The sequence below is a fragment of the Companilactobacillus insicii genome (assembly GCF_003946015.1).
Taxonomy (GTDB): domain Bacteria; phylum Bacillota; class Bacilli; order Lactobacillales; family Lactobacillaceae; genus Companilactobacillus; species Companilactobacillus insicii.
The window spans coordinates 34,978-57,405 of record NZ_RHNU01000003.1 but is presented as its reverse complement, the minus strand read 5'-3'; the positions used below and the strand labels follow the sequence as shown (position 1 = coordinate 57,405).

General features: G+C 34.6%; 19 protein-coding genes and 1 pseudogene. 13 read left to right on the top strand and 7 right to left on the bottom strand.

Going from position 1 to position 22,428, the window contains the following annotated elements; translation table 11 throughout:
• The first annotated feature begins 52 nt into the window (after positions 1-52).
• The 4 genes from EKM79_RS01655 (at position 53) to EKM79_RS01640 (ending at position 3,266) form a co-directional block, all read left to right on the top strand.
• Complete coding sequence (locus EKM79_RS01655; RefSeq protein WP_125565399.1) at positions 53-691, top strand: DPBB and LysM peptidoglycan-binding domain-containing protein; 639 nt, start codon at positions 53-55, stop codon at positions 689-691.
• A 130-nt stretch (positions 692-821) separates the two neighbouring features.
• A complete protein-coding gene (locus EKM79_RS01650; RefSeq protein WP_125565398.1) occupies positions 822-1,808 on the top strand; it encodes a YhdH/YhfP family quinone oxidoreductase in 987 nt (328 codons plus the stop codon).
• A 70-nt stretch (positions 1,809-1,878) separates the two neighbouring features.
• Positions 1,879-2,790 (top strand): DMT family transporter, encoded by a 912-nt coding sequence (locus tag EKM79_RS01645; RefSeq protein ID WP_125565397.1) that lies wholly within the window; start codon positions 1,879-1,881, stop codon positions 2,788-2,790.
• 17 nt (positions 2,791-2,807) lie between these two features.
• A complete protein-coding gene (locus EKM79_RS01640) occupies positions 2,808-3,266 on the top strand; it encodes a GAF domain-containing protein (RefSeq protein ID WP_425454015.1) in 459 nt (152 codons plus the stop codon).
• A gap of 49 nt (positions 3,267-3,315) precedes the next feature.
• On the opposite strand, the gene EKM79_RS01635 is transcribed toward EKM79_RS01640, so the two are convergent.
• From EKM79_RS01635 to EKM79_RS01620, 4 genes are all read right to left on the bottom strand, one after another.
• Positions 3,316-3,588 carry a type II toxin-antitoxin system RelE family toxin gene (locus tag EKM79_RS01635; RefSeq protein WP_125565396.1) on the bottom strand — a complete coding sequence of 91 codons (273 nt, stop codon included), beginning with the start codon at positions 3,586-3,588 and terminating at the stop codon, positions 3,316-3,318.
• Entirely contained in the window at positions 3,585-3,803 is a 219-nt protein-coding gene (relB, locus tag EKM79_RS01630; RefSeq protein WP_125565395.1) for a type II toxin-antitoxin system RelB family antitoxin, read from the bottom strand. Before relB ends, EKM79_RS01635 begins: the two co-directional genes overlap by 4 nt.
• 53 nt (positions 3,804-3,856) lie before the next feature.
• Positions 3,857-5,029, bottom strand: a complete 1,173-nt coding sequence (locus EKM79_RS01625; RefSeq protein WP_125565394.1) for a cation:proton antiporter — start codon at positions 5,027-5,029, stop codon at positions 3,857-3,859.
• Positions 5,030-5,187: 158 nt separating this feature from the next.
• Positions 5,188-5,790, bottom strand: a complete 603-nt coding sequence (locus EKM79_RS01620; RefSeq protein WP_125565462.1) for an NAD(P)H-binding protein — start codon at positions 5,788-5,790, stop codon at positions 5,188-5,190.
• A 208-nt stretch (positions 5,791-5,998) separates the two neighbouring features.
• Here EKM79_RS01620 and EKM79_RS01615 point away from each other — a divergent pair, with 208 nt between their 5' ends.
• Entirely contained in the window at positions 5,999-6,997 is a 999-nt protein-coding gene (locus EKM79_RS01615) for a tRNA dihydrouridine synthase (protein ID WP_125565393.1), read from the top strand.
• A gap of 66 nt (positions 6,998-7,063) precedes the next feature.
• Here the strand turns inward: EKM79_RS01615 and EKM79_RS01610 are convergent, their stop codons facing one another.
• Positions 7,064-7,927: a LysR family transcriptional regulator gene (locus EKM79_RS01610; protein ID WP_125565392.1), complete on the bottom strand. Its 864-nt coding sequence runs from the start codon at positions 7,925-7,927 to the stop codon at positions 7,064-7,066.
• Positions 7,928-8,046: 119 nt separating this feature from the next.
• Here EKM79_RS01610 and EKM79_RS01605 point away from each other — a divergent pair, with 119 nt between their 5' ends.
• From EKM79_RS01605 to EKM79_RS01595, 3 genes and pseudogenes are all read left to right on the top strand, one after another.
• Positions 8,047-8,904 carry an aldo/keto reductase gene (locus EKM79_RS01605; RefSeq protein WP_125565391.1) on the top strand — a complete coding sequence of 286 codons (858 nt, stop codon included), beginning with the start codon at positions 8,047-8,049 and terminating at the stop codon, positions 8,902-8,904.
• A gap of 14 nt (positions 8,905-8,918) precedes the next feature.
• Positions 8,919-9,566: pseudogene (locus EKM79_RS01600) on the top strand (NAD(P)H-binding protein).
• A gap of 116 nt (positions 9,567-9,682) precedes the next feature.
• Positions 9,683-10,333 (top strand): flavodoxin, encoded by a 651-nt coding sequence (locus tag EKM79_RS01595; RefSeq protein ID WP_125565390.1) that lies wholly within the window; start codon positions 9,683-9,685, stop codon positions 10,331-10,333.
• Between the two features lie 14 nt (positions 10,334-10,347).
• On the opposite strand, the gene EKM79_RS01590 is transcribed toward EKM79_RS01595, so the two are convergent.
• The gene (locus EKM79_RS01590; protein WP_125565389.1) at positions 10,348-11,940 is read right to left on the bottom strand and encodes a cation:proton antiporter; all 1,593 of its coding nucleotides are present in this window, start codon (positions 11,938-11,940) and stop codon (positions 10,348-10,350) included.
• Positions 11,941-12,280: 340 nt separating this feature from the next.
• Between EKM79_RS01590 and EKM79_RS01585 the strand changes: the two genes are divergently transcribed.
• Positions 12,281-13,411, top strand: a complete 1,131-nt coding sequence (locus EKM79_RS01585) for a C40 family peptidase (protein WP_125565388.1) — start codon at positions 12,281-12,283, stop codon at positions 13,409-13,411.
• Between the two features lie 125 nt (positions 13,412-13,536).
• On the opposite strand, the gene EKM79_RS01580 is transcribed toward EKM79_RS01585, so the two are convergent.
• Positions 13,537-15,561 (bottom strand): urocanate hydratase, encoded by a 2,025-nt coding sequence (locus tag EKM79_RS01580; RefSeq protein WP_125565387.1) that lies wholly within the window; start codon positions 15,559-15,561, stop codon positions 13,537-13,539.
• A gap of 214 nt (positions 15,562-15,775) precedes the next feature.
• Between EKM79_RS01580 and hutI the strand changes: the two genes are divergently transcribed.
• The 4 genes from hutI (at position 15,776) to EKM79_RS01560 (ending at position 22,413) form a co-directional block, all read left to right on the top strand.
• Complete coding sequence (hutI, locus tag EKM79_RS01575) at positions 15,776-17,041, top strand: imidazolonepropionase (RefSeq protein WP_125565386.1); 1,266 nt, start codon at positions 15,776-15,778, stop codon at positions 17,039-17,041.
• A 122-nt stretch (positions 17,042-17,163) separates the two neighbouring features.
• Positions 17,164-20,223, top strand: a complete 3,060-nt coding sequence (locus EKM79_RS01570) for an ATP-binding protein (RefSeq protein ID WP_125565385.1) — start codon at positions 17,164-17,166, stop codon at positions 20,221-20,223.
• A gap of 654 nt (positions 20,224-20,877) precedes the next feature.
• Entirely contained in the window at positions 20,878-21,774 is an 897-nt protein-coding gene (gene ftcD / locus EKM79_RS01565) for a glutamate formimidoyltransferase (RefSeq protein WP_125565384.1), read from the top strand.
• 12 nt (positions 21,775-21,786) lie between these two features.
• Positions 21,787-22,413 (top strand): cyclodeaminase/cyclohydrolase family protein, encoded by a 627-nt coding sequence (locus tag EKM79_RS01560; RefSeq protein WP_125565383.1) that lies wholly within the window; start codon positions 21,787-21,789, stop codon positions 22,411-22,413.
• The last annotated feature ends 15 nt before the right edge of the window (positions 22,414-22,428 follow it).

Sequence of the window (22,428 nt, the reverse complement as noted above, 5' to 3'; positions counted from 1 at the left end):
GTATCACTCATAGCGTTGAGAGCTAAAAAAAATATGAGGATGTTTTAAATTTATGAAAAAAGTATTATCTATTGCTTTACTTAGTACAACAGCCCTAACTGCAATGGGAGCAACTGCAAAGACTGCTGAAGCTGCGATCACCGTAGACAGCACTCGCGTGACAGTTGAAGCAGGGGATACTTACAAGAGTATCGCTGCTAATAATGGAGTTACAATTGCAGAACTTGAACAAGCTAACGGACGTGTTGTCGGTGGATTTGACTTGATTTTCCCAGGAGAAACAGTATATCTTCCTTCAGCAACAACTACAACACAAGCAAGTGATACAACAACTGCACAACCTGCAGCAACTCAAGAAGTACAAACACCAGTTGCTACGACACAAGCAGCTACACAAACACAAAACACTACAAGTACATCAGGTGTATCGCAAGGAACATTCAAAATCAGTTTCTATGATCCAGCTGTATTAGGTTCAAACATGGGTTACAGCGGTGTTGCTGCTAACTTGTCAGTATTCCCTAAGGGTACACAATTGAAGATTACTTTAGCTGACGGTACAGTATTGTACAGAACAGTTAATGATACAGGAACATTTGCATACAGCAACCCACAACAATTGGACGTTGCTATGCCTAATGCATCAATCCCTTCATACGGTGTAACATCAGCTACTGTTGAAGTACTTTAATCTATAGTCACTAGGAATCAGTTGTTTTTTGAACAAAACCAAACTAAAATACCAGAAATCCTTATTGGGGTTTCTGGTATTTTTAATTTTCATGATATTCTTAAATGGAAAGATAATTTGAGGTATTTTTATGAAAAAATTTAAAGCAATTACTGTGGATGAAAATGGGTATGGTATTAAAAATCTATCGATTGATGATTTATCAGCTGGTAACGTATTGATAAAAGTTATGTACAGTTCACTTAATTACAAGGATATGTTGGCAGTTCAACCTAATGGGGGAGTTATTCGGAGTTATCCAATGATTCCTGGAATTGATCTGAGCGGAATCGTAGTTGAGTCAGATGATATCAGATTTGAAATTGGTGATGAGGTGTTAGTTACAGGGTTCAAAGTTGGTATGTCGCACACGGGTGGTCTGTCAGAATATGCCAGAATTCCAGCGGATTGGATCATAAAATTACCTAGCGGTATGTCAATGAAACAATCAATGATGATTGGGACAGCTGGATTTACCTCAGGATTGTCAGTTGAAAAGTTGCTTGCAAACGGTATGTCTGTTAAAGATGATCCTCAAGTTTTAGTGACTGGATCAACTGGTGGTGTTGGCAGTGTTGCGGTACAAATATTGTTAAAAATGGGATTCAATCATATAAATTCACTTGTGAGAAAAGACTATCAATCGAAAATAGCAATGAGACTAGGTGCGGCTAACGTGGTTGATTCAAGAAATATTCAAATAAGCGGTAAGCCACTAGAGAAACAACGATTTGATTTTGTTTTAGATACTGTTGGTGGCAATGTAGCGTCTGAATTACTTCCTCAGATTTGTTATGGTGGCAGTATGACAATGTGTGGAAATGCTGGCGGAATAAGTTTGAATACAACTGTTTTACCATTTATATTAAGAGGTATTAATATACTCGGAATAGACTCTGTCAGTTATCCAATTGAAAAACGTTCAGTGATTTGGAATCGCTTTGTCGATGAATGGAATATTTTTGAAAATATAAAATATAATGAAGTGAATTTGGATAATGTTCCACAAGTTATAGAACAATTAAGGCAAGGTAAGCATGTTGGTAGAACAATAGTTAAGATTTCTGAAAAAATATAAAAAATGTTATTGCGTATGAATCATAGTAAGACTAATATTATCAACATTAATTATCGAAACAGGTGGTTTGATGGTGCAATCACGAGCAAATAGGAATCTATTGCTGGTTGCTTTCATGTGGGGAACTAGTTACACATTTATCAAAATGGCGATTGCGGGCAATATGCCACCGTCAGTTATTAATACATTGCGAGGTATTATTTCGTCAATATTAGTCTATATTTTTTTTCGAAGAATCATCCATACGATGACTTGGAAAGAGTTTAAAATTGGGGCGGTTTGCGCCGTTTTCAATTTTGTTGTGGTTCAATTACAATCAACAGGGTTGGAATACACAACGCCAAGTAATAGTTCATTTATAACATCAATTTATGTTATTTTGCTGCCATTTATTGCCTGGTTATTTTTCAAAAGAGTTCCGCCACTAAAAATTTACGTATCTATTGTATTATGTATACTTGGGATGGTGTTTTTGACTGGAATTGTTTCGAGTGGTTTGAAATTCCATATTGGAGATTTCTTAACAATCCTTAGTGCAATTTTTTATGCATTGCAAATGACTTACTATGGATATGCGACAAAGAATGCTCGGCCACAAGTACTGGCATTCCAATTAGGATTTGTTCAGGCTATTTGTGGCATATTGTATTCATTAACGGTTGATGTCGGTAAGTTACCTCAAATAAATTGGGGAGTGGCTATTGGACCAGTTATTTATTTGGGTGTAGTCGCTACGTTTGCAGCACAAGTTATTCAAATGATTAGTCAAAAATACACTGATACTGTGACTGCTGGATTAGTATTAATGACTGAATCGTTATTTGCCAGCATTGTTTCAGTAATATTCCACGTTGAATCTCTAACTCAAAATTTAATTATAGGTGGAAGCTTGGTTATTATGGCGACGTTGATTGCTCAGTTTGATATTAGAGGAGTGATCACTCGATACATTGTTAACCGTAATATAGTTAAGAAGCCATAATTCAGGAGGAACTTTAAATGCAAGAAAAAGAAATGACATTGATGAATCAACAGTTAGATGCGCTATTATATCAAGAGACCAACTTGATTACGAATTTAGCTAATGCCAGTGCTTTGATTAATGATACATATGATGATTTGAATTGGTCTGGTTTTTATTTGTATAACGATAAGACAGGTGAGTTAGATCTCGGACCTTTTCAAGGTAAAGTTGCCTGTATGCATATCAAAGTAGGATCCGGTGTGGTAGGTACAGCCTTTAAAGATCAAAGTATTCATCGCGTTGCTAATGTTCATGAATTTCCAGGACATATTGCATGTGACAGTGCTAGTAATTCTGAAATAGTTGTTCCAATTACTAAAGACGGCAAAAAAATTGGTGTTTTAGACATTGATTCACCGTCATTGAATAGATTCACTGAAGATAATGAAGTTGAGCTAGCTGAATTTGTTAAAGTTTTGACTTCACATATGTAAAATTAAAAAATAAGGTAGAAATCATTTTTAGATGGTTTCTACCTTATTTTTAATTTTTATAAATATCATTTCTTTTAGAGGATTTTAGAATTACAACTACGAATTTATCATCGTGTATATCCGCTATTAATCGATATTTTCCAATACGATATCTCCAAAGCGTTCCTAAGTCGCCTTCCAATGCTTTTCCCCAGGCACGAGGATTGTTAGAAGCTTCAATATGCATGTCTAGCCATTTTATAATTCTAATTTGAATTTGCTTGTCTAGTTTGCTGAATTCCTTATCAGCTTTTTTGGCGAATTCCCAAGTATATGTATTCAATTTAGATTCAATCTTTTAAGTATTTCCGTACGCTTAACGGTTTCGCCATGACTTTCTTTAAGGTTCCTCATAGCATCTTGATAATCGTTTTCATCGTTGATCTTTTCAAGTACGGTTTGTCTCATAAATTCGGTTACCGAGATACCGTAGAATTTTGCTAAGTCTTTAACCTGTTTATATTGATCGTCTTTAAATCTTAATGATGTAACAGTCATATCAATTCACCTCCAAGTACATAATATCATGGTTTAGACTTCAATTGAAGTCTTTAATTTTCCTGAATTTCTGGTTCGTCAGAACTCAATATTTTATTGAATATTATTGGACAAACGATACATGTAATAATAGCTGCCAATGTGATGGCGCCATTTTGTGCTTCATTAATAATTTTAAGATTTTGACCAACTTGTAAGATAGGAAGGACTAGAGTAATGGTCGTTGACATAAGAATTGAAGCACCAAACGAATATTTTCTGCCAAACTTGTGTTTCAAAACAAAATAAATAATTGATTTGGCTAATATAAAAGCAACAAAGAATATTGGAATCAATAATAGGGCATTGTAATCTTTAAGCATAGTTCTGAGATTTAGATTTACTCCAGTAACTATAAAGAAAATTGGTACAAAGAAACCATATGCCATTGAACTAAGCTTTTCTTGAGTATCTTTTTTGGGATTGAGCAATTTCATAACTACACCTGCCAAGAAAGCACCTAGGATACTTTCAGCGCCAATTTGTTCGGCTACAGTTACTAGTGTGAATATTAGGAAGAAAGCTAAACGAATATCTAGTTGAGTTGTTGTTTTGTCTATGTTGTCGAAGAAGACGTAAATGGGCTTGAATCGTCTCAATAGAGCAATGGCAGCAATGAAGATGACTGGTAAAAGGAAGGCTGAAAAGTAATTTCGTTGTTGAACAGCGGAATAAATTGTCAAAGCAACTAAGGGGATAAATTCTCCCATTGCTGAAATCAGCAACATGGTTTGACCGTATTCGTTATCTAGTAGTCCAACTTCTGTAAGCAACGATATGATGACGCCTAGGGCAATTGTGCTGACTAAGATGGTTGCTAAAATAATGTTGTTAAAGAGACCAGTGTAATACAAGGCCACACTTAAAATTATTGACATGATTAAAACTGATATGAAACTACCGAATGCTAAACCTAGAGGAGATTTTTCAGATCCTTTTGGCTTTTTTTCAAATAGTGAAAAATCTATTTCCATTCCACCTAGGAAAATCAACATGATAACACCTAGATTGGCTAAGTAGGTTAATGTGGAACTTGGTTGAATAATATTTAATCCTGTTTTACCGATAATAATGCCCATGATTATCTCAGCAACTGTTCCGGGAATTCTGGTGATTCGAAAACGTGCCATTATTAGTGGAGTCGCCAAGGCGGCGAAAAGTGTTATTAAAACTGAGAACTTACTCATAAATAAAACCCTCTTTTGTTTTTTCTAACTAAAGAGTTTAACTTAGTTAATGATTTTTTCCAATGAATTATAAATATTTTTAGAAAAAAAGACATTGGCAGAATATATAATTTTGCCAATGTCCATTGTATTTTTCATTCTTTGTTTATCTTCAACTATTATTTTCTATTAATTCCTAAACTATCACGTGAACCAAGTTTGGAATCATGGGCTAATCTAACTACTAAATTGGCGATGCTTTTAATTGAGACGTCGTGTCCACCGAATGGTTCACCTTTATGTGTGATCTCGTAGTCTATATCGTTACTATTATCGAACCATCCTGGACGGATCACCGTATAATTCAAATCAGATGCTTCAATGATATCAGCTGCATTACGATATGTTTGTAACATTGGATTAGATGAGAGGTTACCACCGGCACCAATGGATGCAGGAATTTCATTATAGATACCCATTGAAGTAATGAATAGGAGACGTTTAACATCTGATTTGTCCATAGCCTTCACAATACTATCAGCCATTTTTGCTAGATTACCACTAAGTGTAGCGAAGACAACGTCTTGTCCTTTAAGTGCTTCACTCATAATTGTTTGATCAGTAACATCACCTTGGATAACTTTTTCACGGGTATCATCGATATTCAATCTTTGTGGATGACGTGACATTAGAGTTAGATTGTCATTTGTGTTGTCTAAAAAGTAATTGCGAGTTGTTTGGCCAACGGAACCTGTGGCTCCGATAATTAATACGTTTGTCATCATTATTTACCTTCTTGTTTAATTTGTATGGTTATCATAAACCTTGAACCTTACTTTAAGGCAATACATTTTTAATAAATTTTCTATTAGTTTTTAAATTTGGTTAGTATGTATGATTGGTTTCAAATTTAAATATTAGATTCTTCGAAAGCAAACTAGTAATATATTAATGATAGAAAATAATTAATAACTAAAGAGGTAAACTAGTTTGACAGAATCAGCATTTTGGTCAAAAATTTCAAATCAAGCAAAAGAAGAACATCGTCCGTTCTTTACAATGGCTCCGATGGAAGCTGTTAGCAATACAGTTTTTCGTCAAGTAATCACCCAAGCATGTGCGCCGGACACTTTTTTTAGTGAATTTGTTTACGCTAAAGCCATCACTGATCCTAATACAAAGTTTCCTGTTCACGGAAGACTTTATATGGATTCAAGAGAAAAAAATCGTCCAGTTGTGCAACTTTGGGGAAATGAAGCGACTGATTTTGAAACTGCAGCTGTTTATTTAGCAGAACAAGGTTTTCAAGCTATTGATATCAATATGGGATGTCCTGATGGTACTGTTATTAAAAATCACGGTGGTAGTGATTTGATACGTAATCATGAATGGGCTCAGGATGTGATTGCTGCCGCAAAAACCTCAGGCTTAGCCGTCAGTGCTAAGACACGACTTGGCTATAGTAAGCCGGAAGAATTCGAAGATTGGATTCCATTTTTACTGCACCAAAATGTTGATGTTTTAACAATTCACTTACGTACAAAAATGGAAATGAGTAAGGTGCCTGCTCATCTGGAATTTATTGATGACATAATTAAAATGCGAGATGAAATTGCACCACAGACTTTGATTCAGATCAATGGTGATATTCCGGATTACCAAGCGGGCATGAAACTATATAAGGAACACCCTGGATTGGATGGGATTATGATTGGTCGAGGAGTCTTTGCCAATCCGTTTGCTTTTGAAAAAGAACCTAAAAAACATTCATTAGATGAATTATTAGCTTTACTACAAATGCAATTAAATCTCTTTGATGATTTTTCAACTCATTATGATGTACCACGTTTTCCATCCTTGAAGCGGTTCTTCAAAATTTATGCTCGTCCAGAATTGGGAGCAACTGATTTGAGAAATGCGATGATGGATACTAAGTCTACTGACGATGTACGTAAGATTTTGGCTGAAAAAGATAAGTATTTGAAATAATATATAATGTGAAAAACAGAATTCCTCATAATCAGAGGAATTCTGTTTTTTTTGAAGCGATTGTTTTTAGTTCCAAGCTTGTGACATGAGCTTAATTAAAGGATTTACTTTAGACTTTTGATTCTTCAAATAAGTAGCGTAGAAGTCTATCGTAGCAGCATCGTCACTGATGGGAATTCTGATTCGATCATCGTCATTATTTGGAAGATGATGGCTATCTTTACCTGAGACATTTGTACTGAAATATGGAAAGTTAGAATACTGAGTTATTTCGGTAAAAGCATCAAATTGTTCTTGATACATGAATCTAGCATCAGGAATATTGTCTTGAACAATTTTTTTCCAAATGCCGATATCATTGACAACGACAAAACTCATTCCTTTTAGTTCTTCAAATGTAACCGAGGTCTTGTTGGCAAGGTAGGTGAACTTGTCTAAGTTTACTGATAATTTTTCACTGCCAATGAATCGGGATTCAATCGAATCTGTCATAATCTCTTGATTGGTAATAATCATGGCAAAACTACGATCCTCTATACTAGATATAACTGAATCTGTTTGTAATAGAGAATCATTTATTACAACATTATCATCAACATTACTCAAAGACTTCAACAATATAATAGGTCCGGGTGCTATTGATCCAATCCTTATCGTAGTGTGACTCGCTTCATATTTTTGAACTGTATCAATGAAGCTTTTATTTTGATCAAGAACTTTTTGTGCTTCTTTAGCCGCCAAAATACCAGTTTTTGTCAGAGCTACATGATTAGGCTGGCGATCAAATATTTTAACATCTAATTCATCTTCTAGTTTCTGCATACCTCTAGTAATAGTAGGTTGAGTTACCATTAGTTTTTCAGCTGTGGCTGCAAGTGTTCCATATTTGTTAAAAGTAACCAGTTCCTCAAGTAAATAGTTATCTATCAAAAAATCACCTCATTAAAATGCTATACGTCAAGCGTATGGTAGCATGTTTATCTGGTAATTTTCAAGCTCCCAATGTGAACATATAATGAACTCATGAATTAAATAAAGAGGTAAGTAATATGGAAACAGTTAAATTAAATAATGGAGTTGAAATGCCACAGTTAGGATTCGGAGTATTTCAAGTAACAGACTTAGAACAATGTGAACAAGCAGTTGTTGATGCAATTTCATCTGGGTATCGTTTAATCGATACAGCTGCAGCTTATCAAAATGAAACAGCCGTTGGTCGTGCTATCAAGCGCAGTGGAGTTGATCGTAAAGAACTCTTCATTACATCTAAGCTCTGGGTTTCAGATGCCAATTTTGAGAGAGCACAAAAGGCTATTGAAACATCATTAGACAATCTTGGGGTTGATTATCTAGATTTATATTTATTACATCAACCATATGGGGATGTTTCAGGTGCATGGCGTGCTTTGGAAGATGCTTATAAAGCTGGTAAGATTCATGCCATTGGTGTTTCTAATTTCTACGCTGATCAATTAAAGAACTTAGAATTATCAAATGAAATCAAGCCTGTACTTAACCAAATTGAAGTTAACCCTTGGTATCAACAGAATTCTGAAGTTAATTTCAATCAAGGAGAAGATATTCGTGTTGAAGCATGGGCGCCATTCGCTGAAGGTAAGCATGACATCTTTGCAAATAAAACTATTAAAGGAATCGCAGATAAATACAATAAATCAAATGGTCAAGTTATCCTAAGATGGCTACTCCAACGAGGTATCACCGTTATTCCTAAGTCAGTACACAAAAATCGTATGGAAGAAAATATCGATGTCTTTGATTTCAAATTAACAGATGATGAAATGAAGGTTATGAATGGCCTTGATAAGGGAGAAAGTCAATTCTTCGATCACCGTGATCCTGTAACAATTGAACAAATATTTGGAACAAGTTTAGCTAAACTAAAATAATTGGAGAGATAAAAATGAAAAAAGTATTAGTATTAGGCGCAAATGGACAAATTGCAAGAATCGTTGAAGATCGTATTTTGAAGGAACAATCAGATGTTGAATTAACATTATTATTACGTAATAGTAATCGTCTGGCTGAATTAAGTTCTAATAAGAACGTTACTTTGGTTGATGGTGATGTCAAAGATTTTGAAACAGTTAATAAAGCGATGGAGGGTCAAGATATTGTCTATATTTCTTTTGTTGACCACGATGCTAACAATACTATGACTAAGAATGTTATCAAAGCTATGAAAGAAAATAAGGTTGAACGTGTCATTGAATCAAGCCTGTTAGGTTTGTATAACGAAGTTCCTGGTGAGTTTGGTCGTTGGAATTACAGCATGGTCAAGAGTGGATTGGATGCTGCAATTAATGCTGACAAACTACTTGCAGAATCTGGATTGCCATAAACGACACTACGATTTCCATGGTTGAATGATCGTGATGAAGTTAAGTATGATATCACATACAAGAGTGAACAATATGTTGGTGTTTCAGGATCTCGTCAAAGTATGGCTGATGTGATCGTAAAAATCATTGCTGATCCAGAATACTTGAAGGATGATTCAGTTGGTATCGCCGATGCCGCAACACAAGGTGAGACTAGACCTGTATATTAAGGAACAGAACTATATTTGAACAAAACAATTAAAATTGTCTAGTTACGTGGGAGATTTATTTTCATTTAAAGTAACTAGACTTTTTTGTTTTCATTGATATTTGATTTTTGGAGGATATGAAATTGAACAAAAGATTACAAAATGAAACGATTGATGATCAAAAAATAATGGCTTATCAATTAGGAAAAACTGGTATTGAGTGGGCTAACGGTGCAGGAACTCCATCTGATGGAATGGATACTAATAAAAATAATCAACCTATTTGCAAGTTAACAGATTCTGCTAAAAGTATTATTATTTATTTCTCAAGATCAGGTAGTACTGAATTATTGGCTAGTAAAATTGAAAAAGAAACTAATGCCGATGTTTTGGAAATCACTGTGAAAAAGCCTTATTCGAGTAATTATCCAAGAACGTTAGCAAGAGCTAATTTTGAAAGAGAGAATCAGGCTTATCCAGAACTAAATATGCAATTACCAAGTCTTGATCAATATCAAACAATTTATCTTGGATATCAAATTTGGGCAATGACGTTATCACATCCAATGAACTCCTTTTTGAATACTTATGGAAATAAATTGTCTGATAAAAAAATATCCCCCTTCATGACTGAAGGAGGATATGGTCAGGGTGATAGTGTTCAAGTAATTAAAGAAATTCTTGGACAACAAGGAGCGGTTAATAATACCTTTGCCCCAGCCTTGGTAGTGGATGGTAACAAAGTTGATCGTGCCGATAAACAGGTCAGTGATTGGATTAAATATTAGAGAAAAAACACCTCTTACTCGGTTAAATTGTTTTCTGGATCTAACACTAATGATTCTGACAATAATACTTCACTATTTAAATCATATATATACTTAGAATCAATTACGTGTTTCAATGCAATTTCATAGAGATATTGGGTCTCACATGTGAAAGCTTCCATTAAAGCTCTGCGTTCTTGAAGTTTCTGATGGGGCGTGAATATTGCTTCTTGAGATCCCGCAAATTTCCATTGTTTAAGAAATGAGCTTACTTTGTTATTTTTTATTTGATCCCGCAAATCGTATATGACACTCTGTTTAACGACTTCGTCTATATCCATATTTTGAACATGTTCAATTCCTAGTTGGACCATATTATTTCTAATGTTATCAATTTTTACTTTTGATTCATTATCGAATTCGTCTTTTGGTAAAAGAATTTTGAATAATAAAGTTGGTACCAGCATACTCATAATTATCACGGTTGATTCAATTAGAATAATGAAATTAAAAGTTCTTGAATTACTGCTAATACTCGAACCGATAACTGAGAATGCCATTGCTAATGTTACAGATCCATGTACTCCACCAAATGCGAAGATAATACTTTGTTTGGTTGAAAATTTACTTACCAGTTTGCTATATATGAATCGTACTAATAATGATGTGATGTAAATTAATATTGCAATCACAAACCAGTTAAAAGGTAATTTTGCACCGTTCAGTTGTTGTTTAGCAATACGTGTCAAGTTAATGCCTAAGACTACAAACACAAAACTATTAAGTATCTCCGTTAAAAAGTTATACAATTCAACACCGGTGTGGAATTGTCTTGGCGCTGAAAATCTACTACGTCTTGCTTCGTTGTTGAAAATTAATCCGGCAGTAACTACAGCGATAATTCCTGAGACTTCTAATTTTTCCGATAAAAGGTAGATTATAAATGGCGTCATTAAATATAGTAAATTCTGTGCATTTATCGAATTGTAGTTAGTTCTAACTAGTGATTGTCTGAATATCATGAATAGTAATGCCATTATACCGCCAAACAATACTCCTCCAACTGCCGAAATAAGGAACGATGATATATTTTGACTGAATGCTAAGTGCCCAGTATTGAACCAGATTAAAGCGGCCTGTAATAAAACAATTCCGGTTGCATCATTAAATAAAGATTCCATTTTTAAGACGGTATTTATTTGATCTGGGATTATTAAACCATCACTTACGGAACCCATTGCAGTTGCATCCGTTGGAACACTGATTGTGACAATTATTAGTGCCAATGATGCTGATAATCCTATAACTGAATGTAATATTAATGTCGTAGTAATGGCAGAGATAATTGCTAAAAATATGGCAGTACTAAAGATATTTTTTAACTTTTTTCTTACTATATAGGTCTTAGTTTCCTGTCCTTCAAAGAAAAGAAGGGGAGCAATAACTAATAACATAAAAATTTTATCGTTAAATGCTAGTACTGAACTATCGGTAAAAGGTATTAAGCCCAATATTATACCTAGAATTAAACTTATATATGTTCCAGATAATTTAGGAATAATATTGGAGACTATAATGCTGATTGCAACCGCAAATAATAGAATAATTAATGATATTGCTGATTCCATAATAATTTCCTCTAATGTTTTTTATTTATAAGGACTAATGATTTTTCCGTTCGCGTCACTATGTTTACATGCCCATACATCCAGTAATTTTAATCCGAGAATCGTTTCAATATAAACCAAAAATGTAATTGCAAATAATTTGATAGTAAAAAATGGCTCAAATAATAATATGTCCCAAGTATATAATTCGTTGTCTGAATATGTTTTAATTATGCACTTTTTTACATTAAAAAGTGACTATTATTTGTGTGATAACATATAATATTTTTCATTGAATACATCCTTAGTAGATGATACTCTGAGAGAGGTATAAACAAATAAGTATGAGGATTATTATATTATGGATAAAAAAATATTAACTACGCTATTAATCAGTGCTGGAATCATTGGCGGTATTGCCGTGTCCAATCCAACCAACGTTGATGCTGCAACTAATAAAGTAGTCAGGACAACAAAAGTAACTTCTATTTATAACGAAAGCGGAAAATTAATTACAAATCGTGCTTTAGCAGCTAATACTCCTTGGGCGACTGATAAAAAAATAACGATTGCTGATATGGGCAACTTTTATCGCGTGGCAACACATGAATACGTCAAAGTAAGTGATGTTCAGTTACAACATGATAATACAGGTACAGCAACAATCAGTTATGCACCACAAGGCGGTATCGATTTGTGGAACGGATATGGTGCTAATAAAGTTGCTTCTGGTCAAAAGTTAACTAATGGTACCGAATGGAAATTCTCTGAAAAAGTAATTGATAGTAATGGGGATGCTTGGTATCGTATTGGCGGTAATCAATGGATCGATGGTACATATACTAAGATTACTAATGAAGTTTTTGACCAAAATGCGGCTAATACTTGGGATCCTAATTTTGCCGCTATTAAGGTAAATAAAGACACATTAGTTTATAACAATGATAATTATGGATCAGGCAGTCAGGGTAGTGTATCAGCAGGAACATTACTTCAGGTTTCTTCCACCTTGCAAGAAAGTGATGGAATTTGGTACGAGTTGAGTAGTGGTGGCTATATTCCTGCAGGTGTTTCAACTCAAATAACTAGTAATCGTGCGCCAGTATCTCTAAATGGCAAGTCCAAAGAACAAACTATTGATGACATTATTTCAGTAGCAAAGTCACAATTAGGCAAACCATATGTTTGGAACGCAAAGGGACCGGATAGTTACGATTGCTCAGGATTGATGCAGTATGTCTTCCGTCAAGTTACCGGTCAAAATATCGGATCATGGACAGTGCCACAAGAAACAGCTGGTACTAAGGTCTCACTTAATCAATTACAACGTGGTGATTTAGTATTTTGGGGTCCAGCGGGAGCAAGTTATCATGTCGCATTATATCTAGGTAACAATCAATATTTGAATGCTCTTCGTCCAGGAACTAATGTCAAAATCGATACAATTTCTTCAAGTTTTGAGCCATCATTTGGTGTTCGTATTTTCAATTAAGTTAATATGGAGTTCTCATTTTGAGAACTCTTTTTTCATAATCAAACACGCGTAAAAAAATGACATCCTATAAAAAGGGGGCCATTTTAGTTTGTATGACTAAATTTAAATATATTTTTTAATTTTTATTTGAACATTGAATCTACAGCTGCATCGACAGCATCTTGATTTGCAAGATAAGGAATTGTGATATGGTCAGTACCAGCATTCATCTTATTGTATTCGATTGATGTTTCGATAGCGTGTGGGTTACGTGCCCAACTACGACGAGCAACTCCTCCCATTGTATCCCAAGCAATTGATGATTTGATAATTTCATCAACTTCTTCTGAACCATCAAGGACTAATCCAAATCCACCGTTGATAGCTTTACCGATACCAACACCACCACCGTTGTGTAGAGCAACTAATGTCATACCACGTGCAGCATTACCTGCGTAGCATTGTGTTGCCATATCGGCACATACGTTACTACCATCTTTGATGTTTGATGTTTCTCTAAATGGTGAGTCTGTACCTGATACATCGTGGTGATCACGTCCAAGCATAACTGGACCAATCTTACCTTCACGAACTAGTTCGTTGAATTTCAAGGCAATATTTACACGACCATAGCAGTCTTGATAGAGGATACGTGCCTGTGTTCCAACAACCAAAGCATTCTTTTCAGCGTCACGAATCCAGTTGTAGTTATCACGGTCTTGATAACGACGATTAGGATCGATAACTTCCATTGCAGCATGATCTGTTTGAATAAGATCTTCATGTTTACCACTCAAACATACCCAACGGAATGGTCCATATCCGTAGTCAAATAACATAGGTCCCATAATATCTTCAACGTATGAAGGCCAGATGAATCCGTCTTTATCGTCATGACCATTCTTTGAAATTTCAGTAATACCTGAGTCATAAATTGACTTCATGAATGAGTTACCGTAATCAAAGAAGTAAGTTCCATCAGCGACCAATGATTTGATAACTTCAAAATGGCGTTTCAAAGTCATGTCTACTAGACCACGGAATTTTTCTTTGTCATCAGCTAACATTGCTGTTCTTTCTTCGAATGTTAAACCAACTGGGCAGTAACCACCTTCGTAAACATTGTGACATGATGTTTGGTCAGATAGTAAGTCAACGTGGATATGGTTCTTGTTGATATATTCTAGTAAGTCAACGATATTACCATGGAAGGCAATAGATGTACTTTCTCCACGTTTCATGTAATCTTCAGCCATGTTTACAGCTTCTTCAGGTGTTTCTGCTAATTGACTGATCCAGCCCTGGCTCTTACGAGTTTCAATTCTTGATCTGTCGACTTCGGCGATGATAGCTACGGCTTTAGCAATTTCACCAGCTTTACCTTGAGCACCACTCATTCCACCAAGACCTGATGAAATGAATAATTTACCAGTTAGATCTCCATCGTCAGGAATACCAAGTTTTAATCTACCAGCATTAAGTAGGGTATTGAATGTTCCATGAACGATACCTTGTGGTCCGATATACATCCAACCACCTGCGGTCATTTGACCGTAGTTAGTAACACCCATTTCTTCAGCAACTTCCCAGTCATCGATGTTGTCATATTCACCGACCATTAGTCCGTTTGTGATAATAACACGAGGTGCGCTTTTCTTTGATTTGAATAAGCCAAGTGGGTGACCTGATTCAACTACTAATGTTTGTTCATCTGTCATAGCTTGTAAGTATTTTTTAATTAAACGATATTGCATCCAGTTGTGACAAACTGATCCTGTTTCACCATATGTAACTAATTCATATGGATATAGAGCAACGTCGAAGTTCAAGTTATTGTCTATTTGAACTTGAATCGCTTTACCAGCAGTACAGTTTCCTTCGTACTCATCAATAGGTTTGCCATAGATTTTTTCTTTTGGATACCATCTGTATCCATAAATACGTCCGCGAGTTCTTAATTCTTCTAGAAATTCTGGGATAACTACATCGTGATATTTAGGATGTACATAACGAAGTGCGTTTTTCAAAGCAAGTTCTGTTTGTTCTTTAGTCAAACGGAATCCACGATCAGGCGCACGTCTGATACCTTCTTGGAAGACGGTCTTTTCTGGTAATTCATCGTCTAACTTGATTGTCATTGCTGCTTCCATTTCTTTGTAATCGATCATTTTAATAGCCTCCTAGTATGTACTCTATTTCTGTGACTTAGACTGTGTTATTTAATACTGCACGTTCAGTATATTAAGAATGTGTCAATTGAGAGTCTATACTGGAAAATAAATATTGCTGTATCAGCCTCTGAAACGCTTACTATTTTTTTGACACAAATTTGACAGCCTGTATTTAGAATGAAGAAAAGTCATAATTGATGGAGTGTGCATAATGAAAGCAGATAAGATACTAAAGAATTTTAGTCAGGTTTTTTGTCCCTCAGATATTGGTCATCCATTAAGAGGTGAGGAGATGTCCGATGCTACAGTTATCGAAAATGGCTATATAGCTATTAAAGATGGCAAGATATTAGCTATTGGGCAAGGAGAACCAGATAGTGAATTGTTAGCACCTACCACTGAGGTGGTGGATTACACTGGTAAGATGGCTACACCAGGTTTGATTGATTGCCATACGCATTTGGTATACGGAGGAAGTCGTGAAAATGAATTCTCTAAGAAATTAAACGGAGTTCCTTACTTAGATATCTTGGCTGCAGGTGGAGGAATTCTAAGTACAGTTAACTCCACACGGGATGCAAGTTTTGAAACTTTATACAATAAAACTTCAAAACTAGTAGATGATATGATTATCCACGGAGTAACGACAGTAGAAGCTAAAAGTGGTTATGGACTAAACTGGGAGACCGAAAAGAAACAGTTAGAAGTAATCAAACAGATCAATGAAGATCATGACATGGATCTAGTTTCAACCTTTATGGCAGCTCATGCAGTTCCACCAGAATACAAAGGCAGATCAAATGAATTTATTGACTTAATTATTAATGAAATGCTACCAAAGGTTAAGGAAGAACATTTGTCAGAATTCTGTGATATTTTCTGTGAAACGGGTGTCTTTACTGCTGAACAATCAAAACGCTTATTGCAAGCCGCTAAAGATCAAGGGTTCAAATTGCGAATTCATGCTGATGAGATCGATTCAATCGGTGGGGTAGATGTTGCCGCCGAATTAGAGTCAGTCAGTGCTGAGCATCTTATGGTAATTACGGATGAAGGAATTGATAAGTTAAGCAAAGCTCATGTTATTGGTAACTTGCTTCCTGGAACAACCTTTAGTTTGATGCAAGATACTTATGCTCCTGCTAAGAAGATGATTGAACATGGTATGGCTATTACGTTAACGACCGATAGTAATCCAGGTAGTTGTCCAACGTCTAATTTGCAATTTATTATGCAACTAGGAACATTCATGATGAAATTAACACCTATCCAAGTGCTAAACGCCGTAACCATCAACGCTGCATATTCAGTTTGTCGTAATGAAAGTATCGGTAGTTTTGACGAAGGTAAGAATGCCGATATTACAATTTTTGATTCACCTAATATAGACTATCCATTCTATTTCTTTGCAAGTAATCTTGTAAGTGAAGTATACAAGAACGGTAACTTAGTAGTTCAGGAAAGACAAAGAGTTTAATTAAAAATTTAATGAATCAGCTCTCAAAAAATGATTGAGAGCTGATTTTTTTGTTATCGGTTTCACTAAATTGTGTTATTTGACAATTTTTTGACGTATAGTAATTATGGGGTGAGCATAATATGAAGAAAACACTAAAATTTCAATTGTTTGGTAATCCCAAGATATACTTAGCCGATCAACAGATTTTTTTCTCATTCTCCAAGATCAATGCTCTTTTGTATTATTTAGCTGTAAATCAATCTATTAGCAGGGATGAAATTGCTGGATTGTTGTGGCCAAATAAGTCTGAACAGAGTGCCAGAAAAAATCTCCGTAATACGATTTATCAGGCTAACAAAGTTCTTGGTGACGATTATATCGTCTCGCCAAACAAATCTGTTCTACAGTTAAACGAAGAATTACCAGTTCAGAGTGATGTCGAAGAATTTATTGATAATCCGACTGAACATTTGATTAAGTATCAGGGTGAATTCTTGAAAGGATTCTTTTTGAAGGATTCTGAGAATTTTGACCAGTGGACTACGCGAATGCGTAATATTTATGAACAAAAATTTGTACAAAATTGTTATCGAAAAGTTTCTAGTGATATTGCCAATAATCATTTGGATGATGTTGAACGTAATATTCAACGATTGATTTCTATTGATGAATATGATGAACGAAACTATCAATTGTTGATGAGATTTTATCAAGATAGTCATCGTAATGGTAAGGTCATTGAAGCGTATTATGAATTGGTCAGTACTTTAAAAGAAGAGCTCGGGATCGAGCCTAGTGAAGAAACACGAAAAATTTATGAAAAAACCTTGGAAATTGTTAATCGACGAAAGAATCACGAAGAAAGCGCCGAAAGTTTTAAATTCTTTGGTCGTACACAAGAAATAGAAACCTTGGAAGCTAATTTTGATAGTTTTTTTCATGATCATGATTTTCAATCAATTATTATTCAAGGAGATGCTGGAATAGGTAAGACAGCATTGTCAGATCTAGTTCTTAATAACATGCGTAGGAGCCATTTGTTACTTAATTTCACTTGTTTCCATTCTGAAAGAAGTTTTACGCTGCGTCCATGGCGTGAGATATTGCAAAAAATTGAGATTATAATAAAGGACAATGAAATCGTAACTTCAAATGTATTTGAAAAAACTTGCCAAAAATTTTTCCCTAATTTTTCTGAAGATAGTTTAAAAAATTTTGATGATGAATTAACTAATGATGATATTAATTATTTATCACAGATTATTTTAGAGACATTGAAGATTATTGGACAAGACAACAAATTAATAATTAATATTGACAATCTACAGTGGATGGATGAATGGAGCCTACGGTTGCTAACTAGTTTGATGTTACATGACAATGACACTCTATTCTTATTAACATTAAGATCCAATTATCAGACACATATTGACGACTTTATTAATACAGTCAGTCATTATGGCAAGTTGAACATTATTGATCTTCAGCCGTTTGGTCGTGAATCAATGACAGCATTTGTAGATAAACAGATTCCTTGTAATGAGTTAGACTTTGCTACTTTAGACGAGTTGTATAACGAATCAGAAGGAAATCCATTTTTCTTAATGGAATATATCAGACAAATAAAATTGGGACTTCGTCCTGATTATATGACGCCTAAAATTCAAAAGGAATTAAAATTTATCCTTCAGGATTTGGAACCTGGAGAGAACGAAATATTAGAGATGGTTTCTTATTTTCCAAGTAATGCTCCATTAAAAATTGTTTCAACGTTGTTAAATCGAACTGAAAGCAGTATCGCTAGGGACATTGAAACTATCAAGGATCATCAGCTAATTAACGAGCATATGTTAGAAGGGGAGATTCAATTAAGTTTTACTCATAAAAAATTTAGAGAATTTGTATACTCACAACAAGCACCCTCCAAGTTGAGAGTTGTCCATGAAAAAATTGCTGTTTTGTTAGAACAAAAGTTGCGCACATCAGATGATGAATCGACGTTGCTATCGCAAATTGCATATCATTACAAATTTGCCAATCAAGAATTGAAGTCCTTAGATTATGAATTGTCGCACTTGCAAATATCATTAAAATTTCAGCATGAACTTTTCCCAATTTATACTGAATACAATAAAGAGTCCGTCGAATTAGAGGGAATAGAGTGGCATGATGAATTAGCTAAGTTCAAACAAATTGGTGATCGGCTGAAAGCAATAGAATATCAGTATGAAGGTAATCAAACTTATGAGTTATTATTAATGAAATACTTGTACTTTGAGGGTCGTTATTACATAAACTATGGTAATTACAATCAAGGGATTGAAAATATTCAGCGAGTCATTGTTAAGGCAAAGGAATTTCATCATGATTATTTCTTGATTCGAGGATACAGGCAAATGATTTATTACTATATTCAAACTGATAACGCAACGGACATGGCCCACTACATTGATTTGGCCATGAATATTTCAATTAAATGTAATGATCATCAATCAATTGGTATATTATTGCGCTTAAAGGGCTTGTATTATTTAATGGTCGGAAACTTGACTGAGGCTGAACATCTATTAGTTGAATCAGTAACTATTTTTACAATTTCTGATGAAGTTAGAGAGAAGTATTCAAGTAATATTGCGGCGGCGTATGACTATCTTGCTGAAATAGAACGTCTACGTGAAAATTATGATGAAGCAGTAAACTATGAGAAAAAGGCAATAGAATTGTGCGAAGAAACAGGATTAAAGACTAGTCTGGTTATCTTTTATGTTGATATGGGAATTTCTTTGTACGCAAAAAAAGATTATTCTGGTTCAAAAATGTATCTGTGTAAAGCTAAGGAGCTGTACGATAATTTGACGTCACCATGGAAACGAACGCAACTTAATGCGTATTTAGCATTAAATGAATTGCACGATGGGGACTATGATGCTGTATTAAGATTTCTTTTAAGTTTCAATGAGTATTACACTCATTTATCCAATCCTAGAGATATGGGAATCGTTTATTTTATTCAAGCAATTGTTAAGAAGATGATCAATGATGAGAGAATTTGTGACTCTTCACTACGTGAATTACTCAATCAAGATGAAGCGTATTATCTTGAAAAGGCAAAGGAAAATCTGAGTCAGTATCGTGATCGATTTGAATTACAATATTTAAATAGTATTTTTGACGAAACAAGTCCATCCAAGAATAGTTAGTAAATTAAAAAAATAATATTAGAAGAGACGCTAAAATTGACGAGAAATGTCATTTTTAGCGTCTTTTCTGTTTTTTTGGATGATTAGAAAAAATTAATTTTAGAGATTTTTTTTTAATCTTTGAATCTATTAAACGTCAAATAAGAGCATGTTGAGAAATGTTTCACTTGACAATTAGTTCACCGAAAATACTAGTTTTTGAATACCGCTTATCGTAACGGGTTTTCTATTAATAAAATTAATAGTTCCTATCGATAAAATTAATTGAAGTGTTGATAGATACAACTTTTGATAATATGCAATTTTAAAAGTGAACTGTCAAAAAAGTGTCAAATTTTGATTTTTATAAAAATGTGTTTAAACACTATTTCATAAAACTAAAAAAATTATAAATATTTTGAATATTAAAATCGCTGAAACCCTTGATATGGTTGCTATTGACCGGTTATAAGTACCATGATAGATTAATAGCGGTTAATGAAAGCGATAACAGATAAATTAGATTTGGAAAGATGGTTCGGGGGATATCCAAAAATTTTGGATAACTTTTAGATAAACAGAGGTGATAAAAAATAAATTTGACCCATAAAAAATCTGAATTTGTTGTCTTTTATTAAAGCAAACAAGTACACAAATTTGAAAGGATGTTTGATCATGGACAAATTAATTGAATGTATTCCAAATTTCAGTGAAGGCAGAAATCAAGAAACAATTGATGGTTTAGTTGATACAGCCAAGAGCGTTCAAGGTGTTACACTATTAGATCACTCTTCAGATACAAATCATAACCGTAGTGTATTTACATTAGTAGGTAACGAGGATGGAATTCAAGAAGTAGCATTCCAACTTGTTAAATATGCTAGTGAACACATCGATATGACTAAGCACGAAGGTGGCCATCCACGTATGGGTGCAACAGATGTAGTTCCATTTGTACCAATCAAGAACATTACCGCAGAAGAATGTGTTGAAATTTCAAAGAAAGTTGCAAAACGTGTTAATGATGAATTAGATATTCCAATCTTCTTGTATGAAGATTCAGCATCAACACCTGCTCGTAGAAATCTTGCCAAAGTAAGAAAAGGTCAATTTGAAGGAATGCCAGAAAAACTTCTTCAAGACGAATGGGCACCAGACTATGGTGAAAGAAAGATTCATCCTACAGCGGGAGTTACAGCCATTGGTGCACGTATGCCATTAGTTGCCTTTAACGTAAATCTTGATACAGACGATGTAACAATTGCTAAGAAGATTGCCAAGATTGTTCGTGGTTCAAGTGGCGGATTCAAGTATTGTAAAGGTATTGGATTAATGCTTGAAGATCGTAACATTGCTCAGGTCTCCATGAATATGGTCAATTATGAAGGAACACCATTGTATCGTACATTTGAAACAATCAAATTTGAAGCAAAACGTTATGGAGTAAATATTATTGGTAGTGAAGTAATCGGTTTAACACCTGCTAAAGCATTGGTAGACGTAGCTGAATATTATCTACAAGTTGAAGACTTTGATTATCATAAACAAGTTCTTGAAAATCACTTAATTTAAGGAGAGCAATCAATGAAACTAACTGACATGCAAGTACGTGAATTCATGACTGTTCTTGGTTCTGATGAGCCAGCTCCAGGTGGAGGTTCAGCATCTGCACTTGCTGGTTCAATGGGAATTTCACTAACTAAGATGGTTACTGAACTTACTATCGGAAAGAAAAAATACCTTGAATTTGAAGATATTGCAAAAGAAACTCGTGAGGAAGCTAGTAAATTACAGATTGAGTTGTTAGATGCAATTGATAAAGATACTGAAGCATTCAATGAAGTATCAGCGGTTTTCTCAATGCCAAAATCAACTGATGAAGAAAAGGCAGCGCGTAGAGCTGCTATGCAAAAGGCACTTCAAGGTGCAACAAAAGCACCGTTCAGTATCATGGAAAAGTGTGTTGAAGCATTGAGAGTTACTGAATCAATTATCGGTAAATCAAATACAAATGCTGCCAGTGACTTAGGAGTTGCGGCTTTGAACTTGAAATCAGCACTTCAAGGGGCATGGTTGAATGTTTTAATTAATTTATCTGGCATCAAAGACGAAGCATTTGTTAATGAATACAAACAAAAAGGAACAACCTTATTAGAAGAGGGATGTCCTTTGGCAGACAAAATTTACGAAGAAACTTTAAAAATTGTATAGCTGTTAATACTGATG

Excerpts from the sequence above, each read along its gene's own strand:
- EKM79_RS01655 (WP_125565399.1), top strand. The coding sequence starts at position 53 with ATGAAAAAAGTATTATCTATTGCTTTACTTAGTACAACAGCCCTAACT.
- EKM79_RS01650 (WP_125565398.1), top strand. The coding sequence starts at position 822 with ATGAAAAAATTTAAAGCAATTACTGTGGATGAAAATGGGTATGGTATT.
- EKM79_RS01645 (WP_125565397.1), top strand. The coding sequence starts at position 1,879 with ATGGTGCAATCACGAGCAAATAGGAATCTATTGCTGGTTGCTTTCATG.
- EKM79_RS01640 (WP_425454015.1), top strand. The coding sequence starts at position 2,808 with ATGCAAGAAAAAGAAATGACATTGATGAATCAACAGTTAGATGCGCTA.
- relB (WP_125565395.1), bottom strand. The coding sequence starts at position 3,803 with ATGACTGTTACATCATTAAGATTTAAAGACGATCAATATAAACAGGTT.
- EKM79_RS01625 (WP_125565394.1), bottom strand. The coding sequence starts at position 5,029 with ATGAGTAAGTTCTCAGTTTTAATAACACTTTTCGCCGCCTTGGCGACT.
- EKM79_RS01620 (WP_125565462.1), bottom strand. The coding sequence starts at position 5,790 with ATGACAAACGTATTAATTATCGGAGCCACAGGTTCCGTTGGCCAAACA.
- EKM79_RS01605 (WP_125565391.1), top strand. The coding sequence starts at position 8,047 with ATGGAAACAGTTAAATTAAATAATGGAGTTGAAATGCCACAGTTAGGA.
- EKM79_RS01595 (WP_125565390.1), top strand. The coding sequence starts at position 9,683 with ATGAAATTGAACAAAAGATTACAAAATGAAACGATTGATGATCAAAAA.
- EKM79_RS01590 (WP_125565389.1), bottom strand. The coding sequence starts at position 11,940 with ATGGAATCAGCAATATCATTAATTATTCTATTATTTGCGGTTGCAATC.
- EKM79_RS01585 (WP_125565388.1), top strand. The coding sequence starts at position 12,281 with ATGGATAAAAAAATATTAACTACGCTATTAATCAGTGCTGGAATCATT.
- EKM79_RS01580 (WP_125565387.1), bottom strand. The coding sequence starts at position 15,561 with ATGATCGATTACAAAGAAATGGAAGCAGCAATGACAATCAAGTTAGAC.
- hutI (WP_125565386.1), top strand. The coding sequence starts at position 15,776 with ATGAAAGCAGATAAGATACTAAAGAATTTTAGTCAGGTTTTTTGTCCC.
- EKM79_RS01570 (WP_125565385.1), top strand. The coding sequence starts at position 17,164 with ATGAAGAAAACACTAAAATTTCAATTGTTTGGTAATCCCAAGATATAC.
- ftcD (WP_125565384.1), top strand. The coding sequence starts at position 20,878 with ATGGACAAATTAATTGAATGTATTCCAAATTTCAGTGAAGGCAGAAAT.
- EKM79_RS01560 (WP_125565383.1), top strand. The coding sequence starts at position 21,787 with ATGAAACTAACTGACATGCAAGTACGTGAATTCATGACTGTTCTTGGT.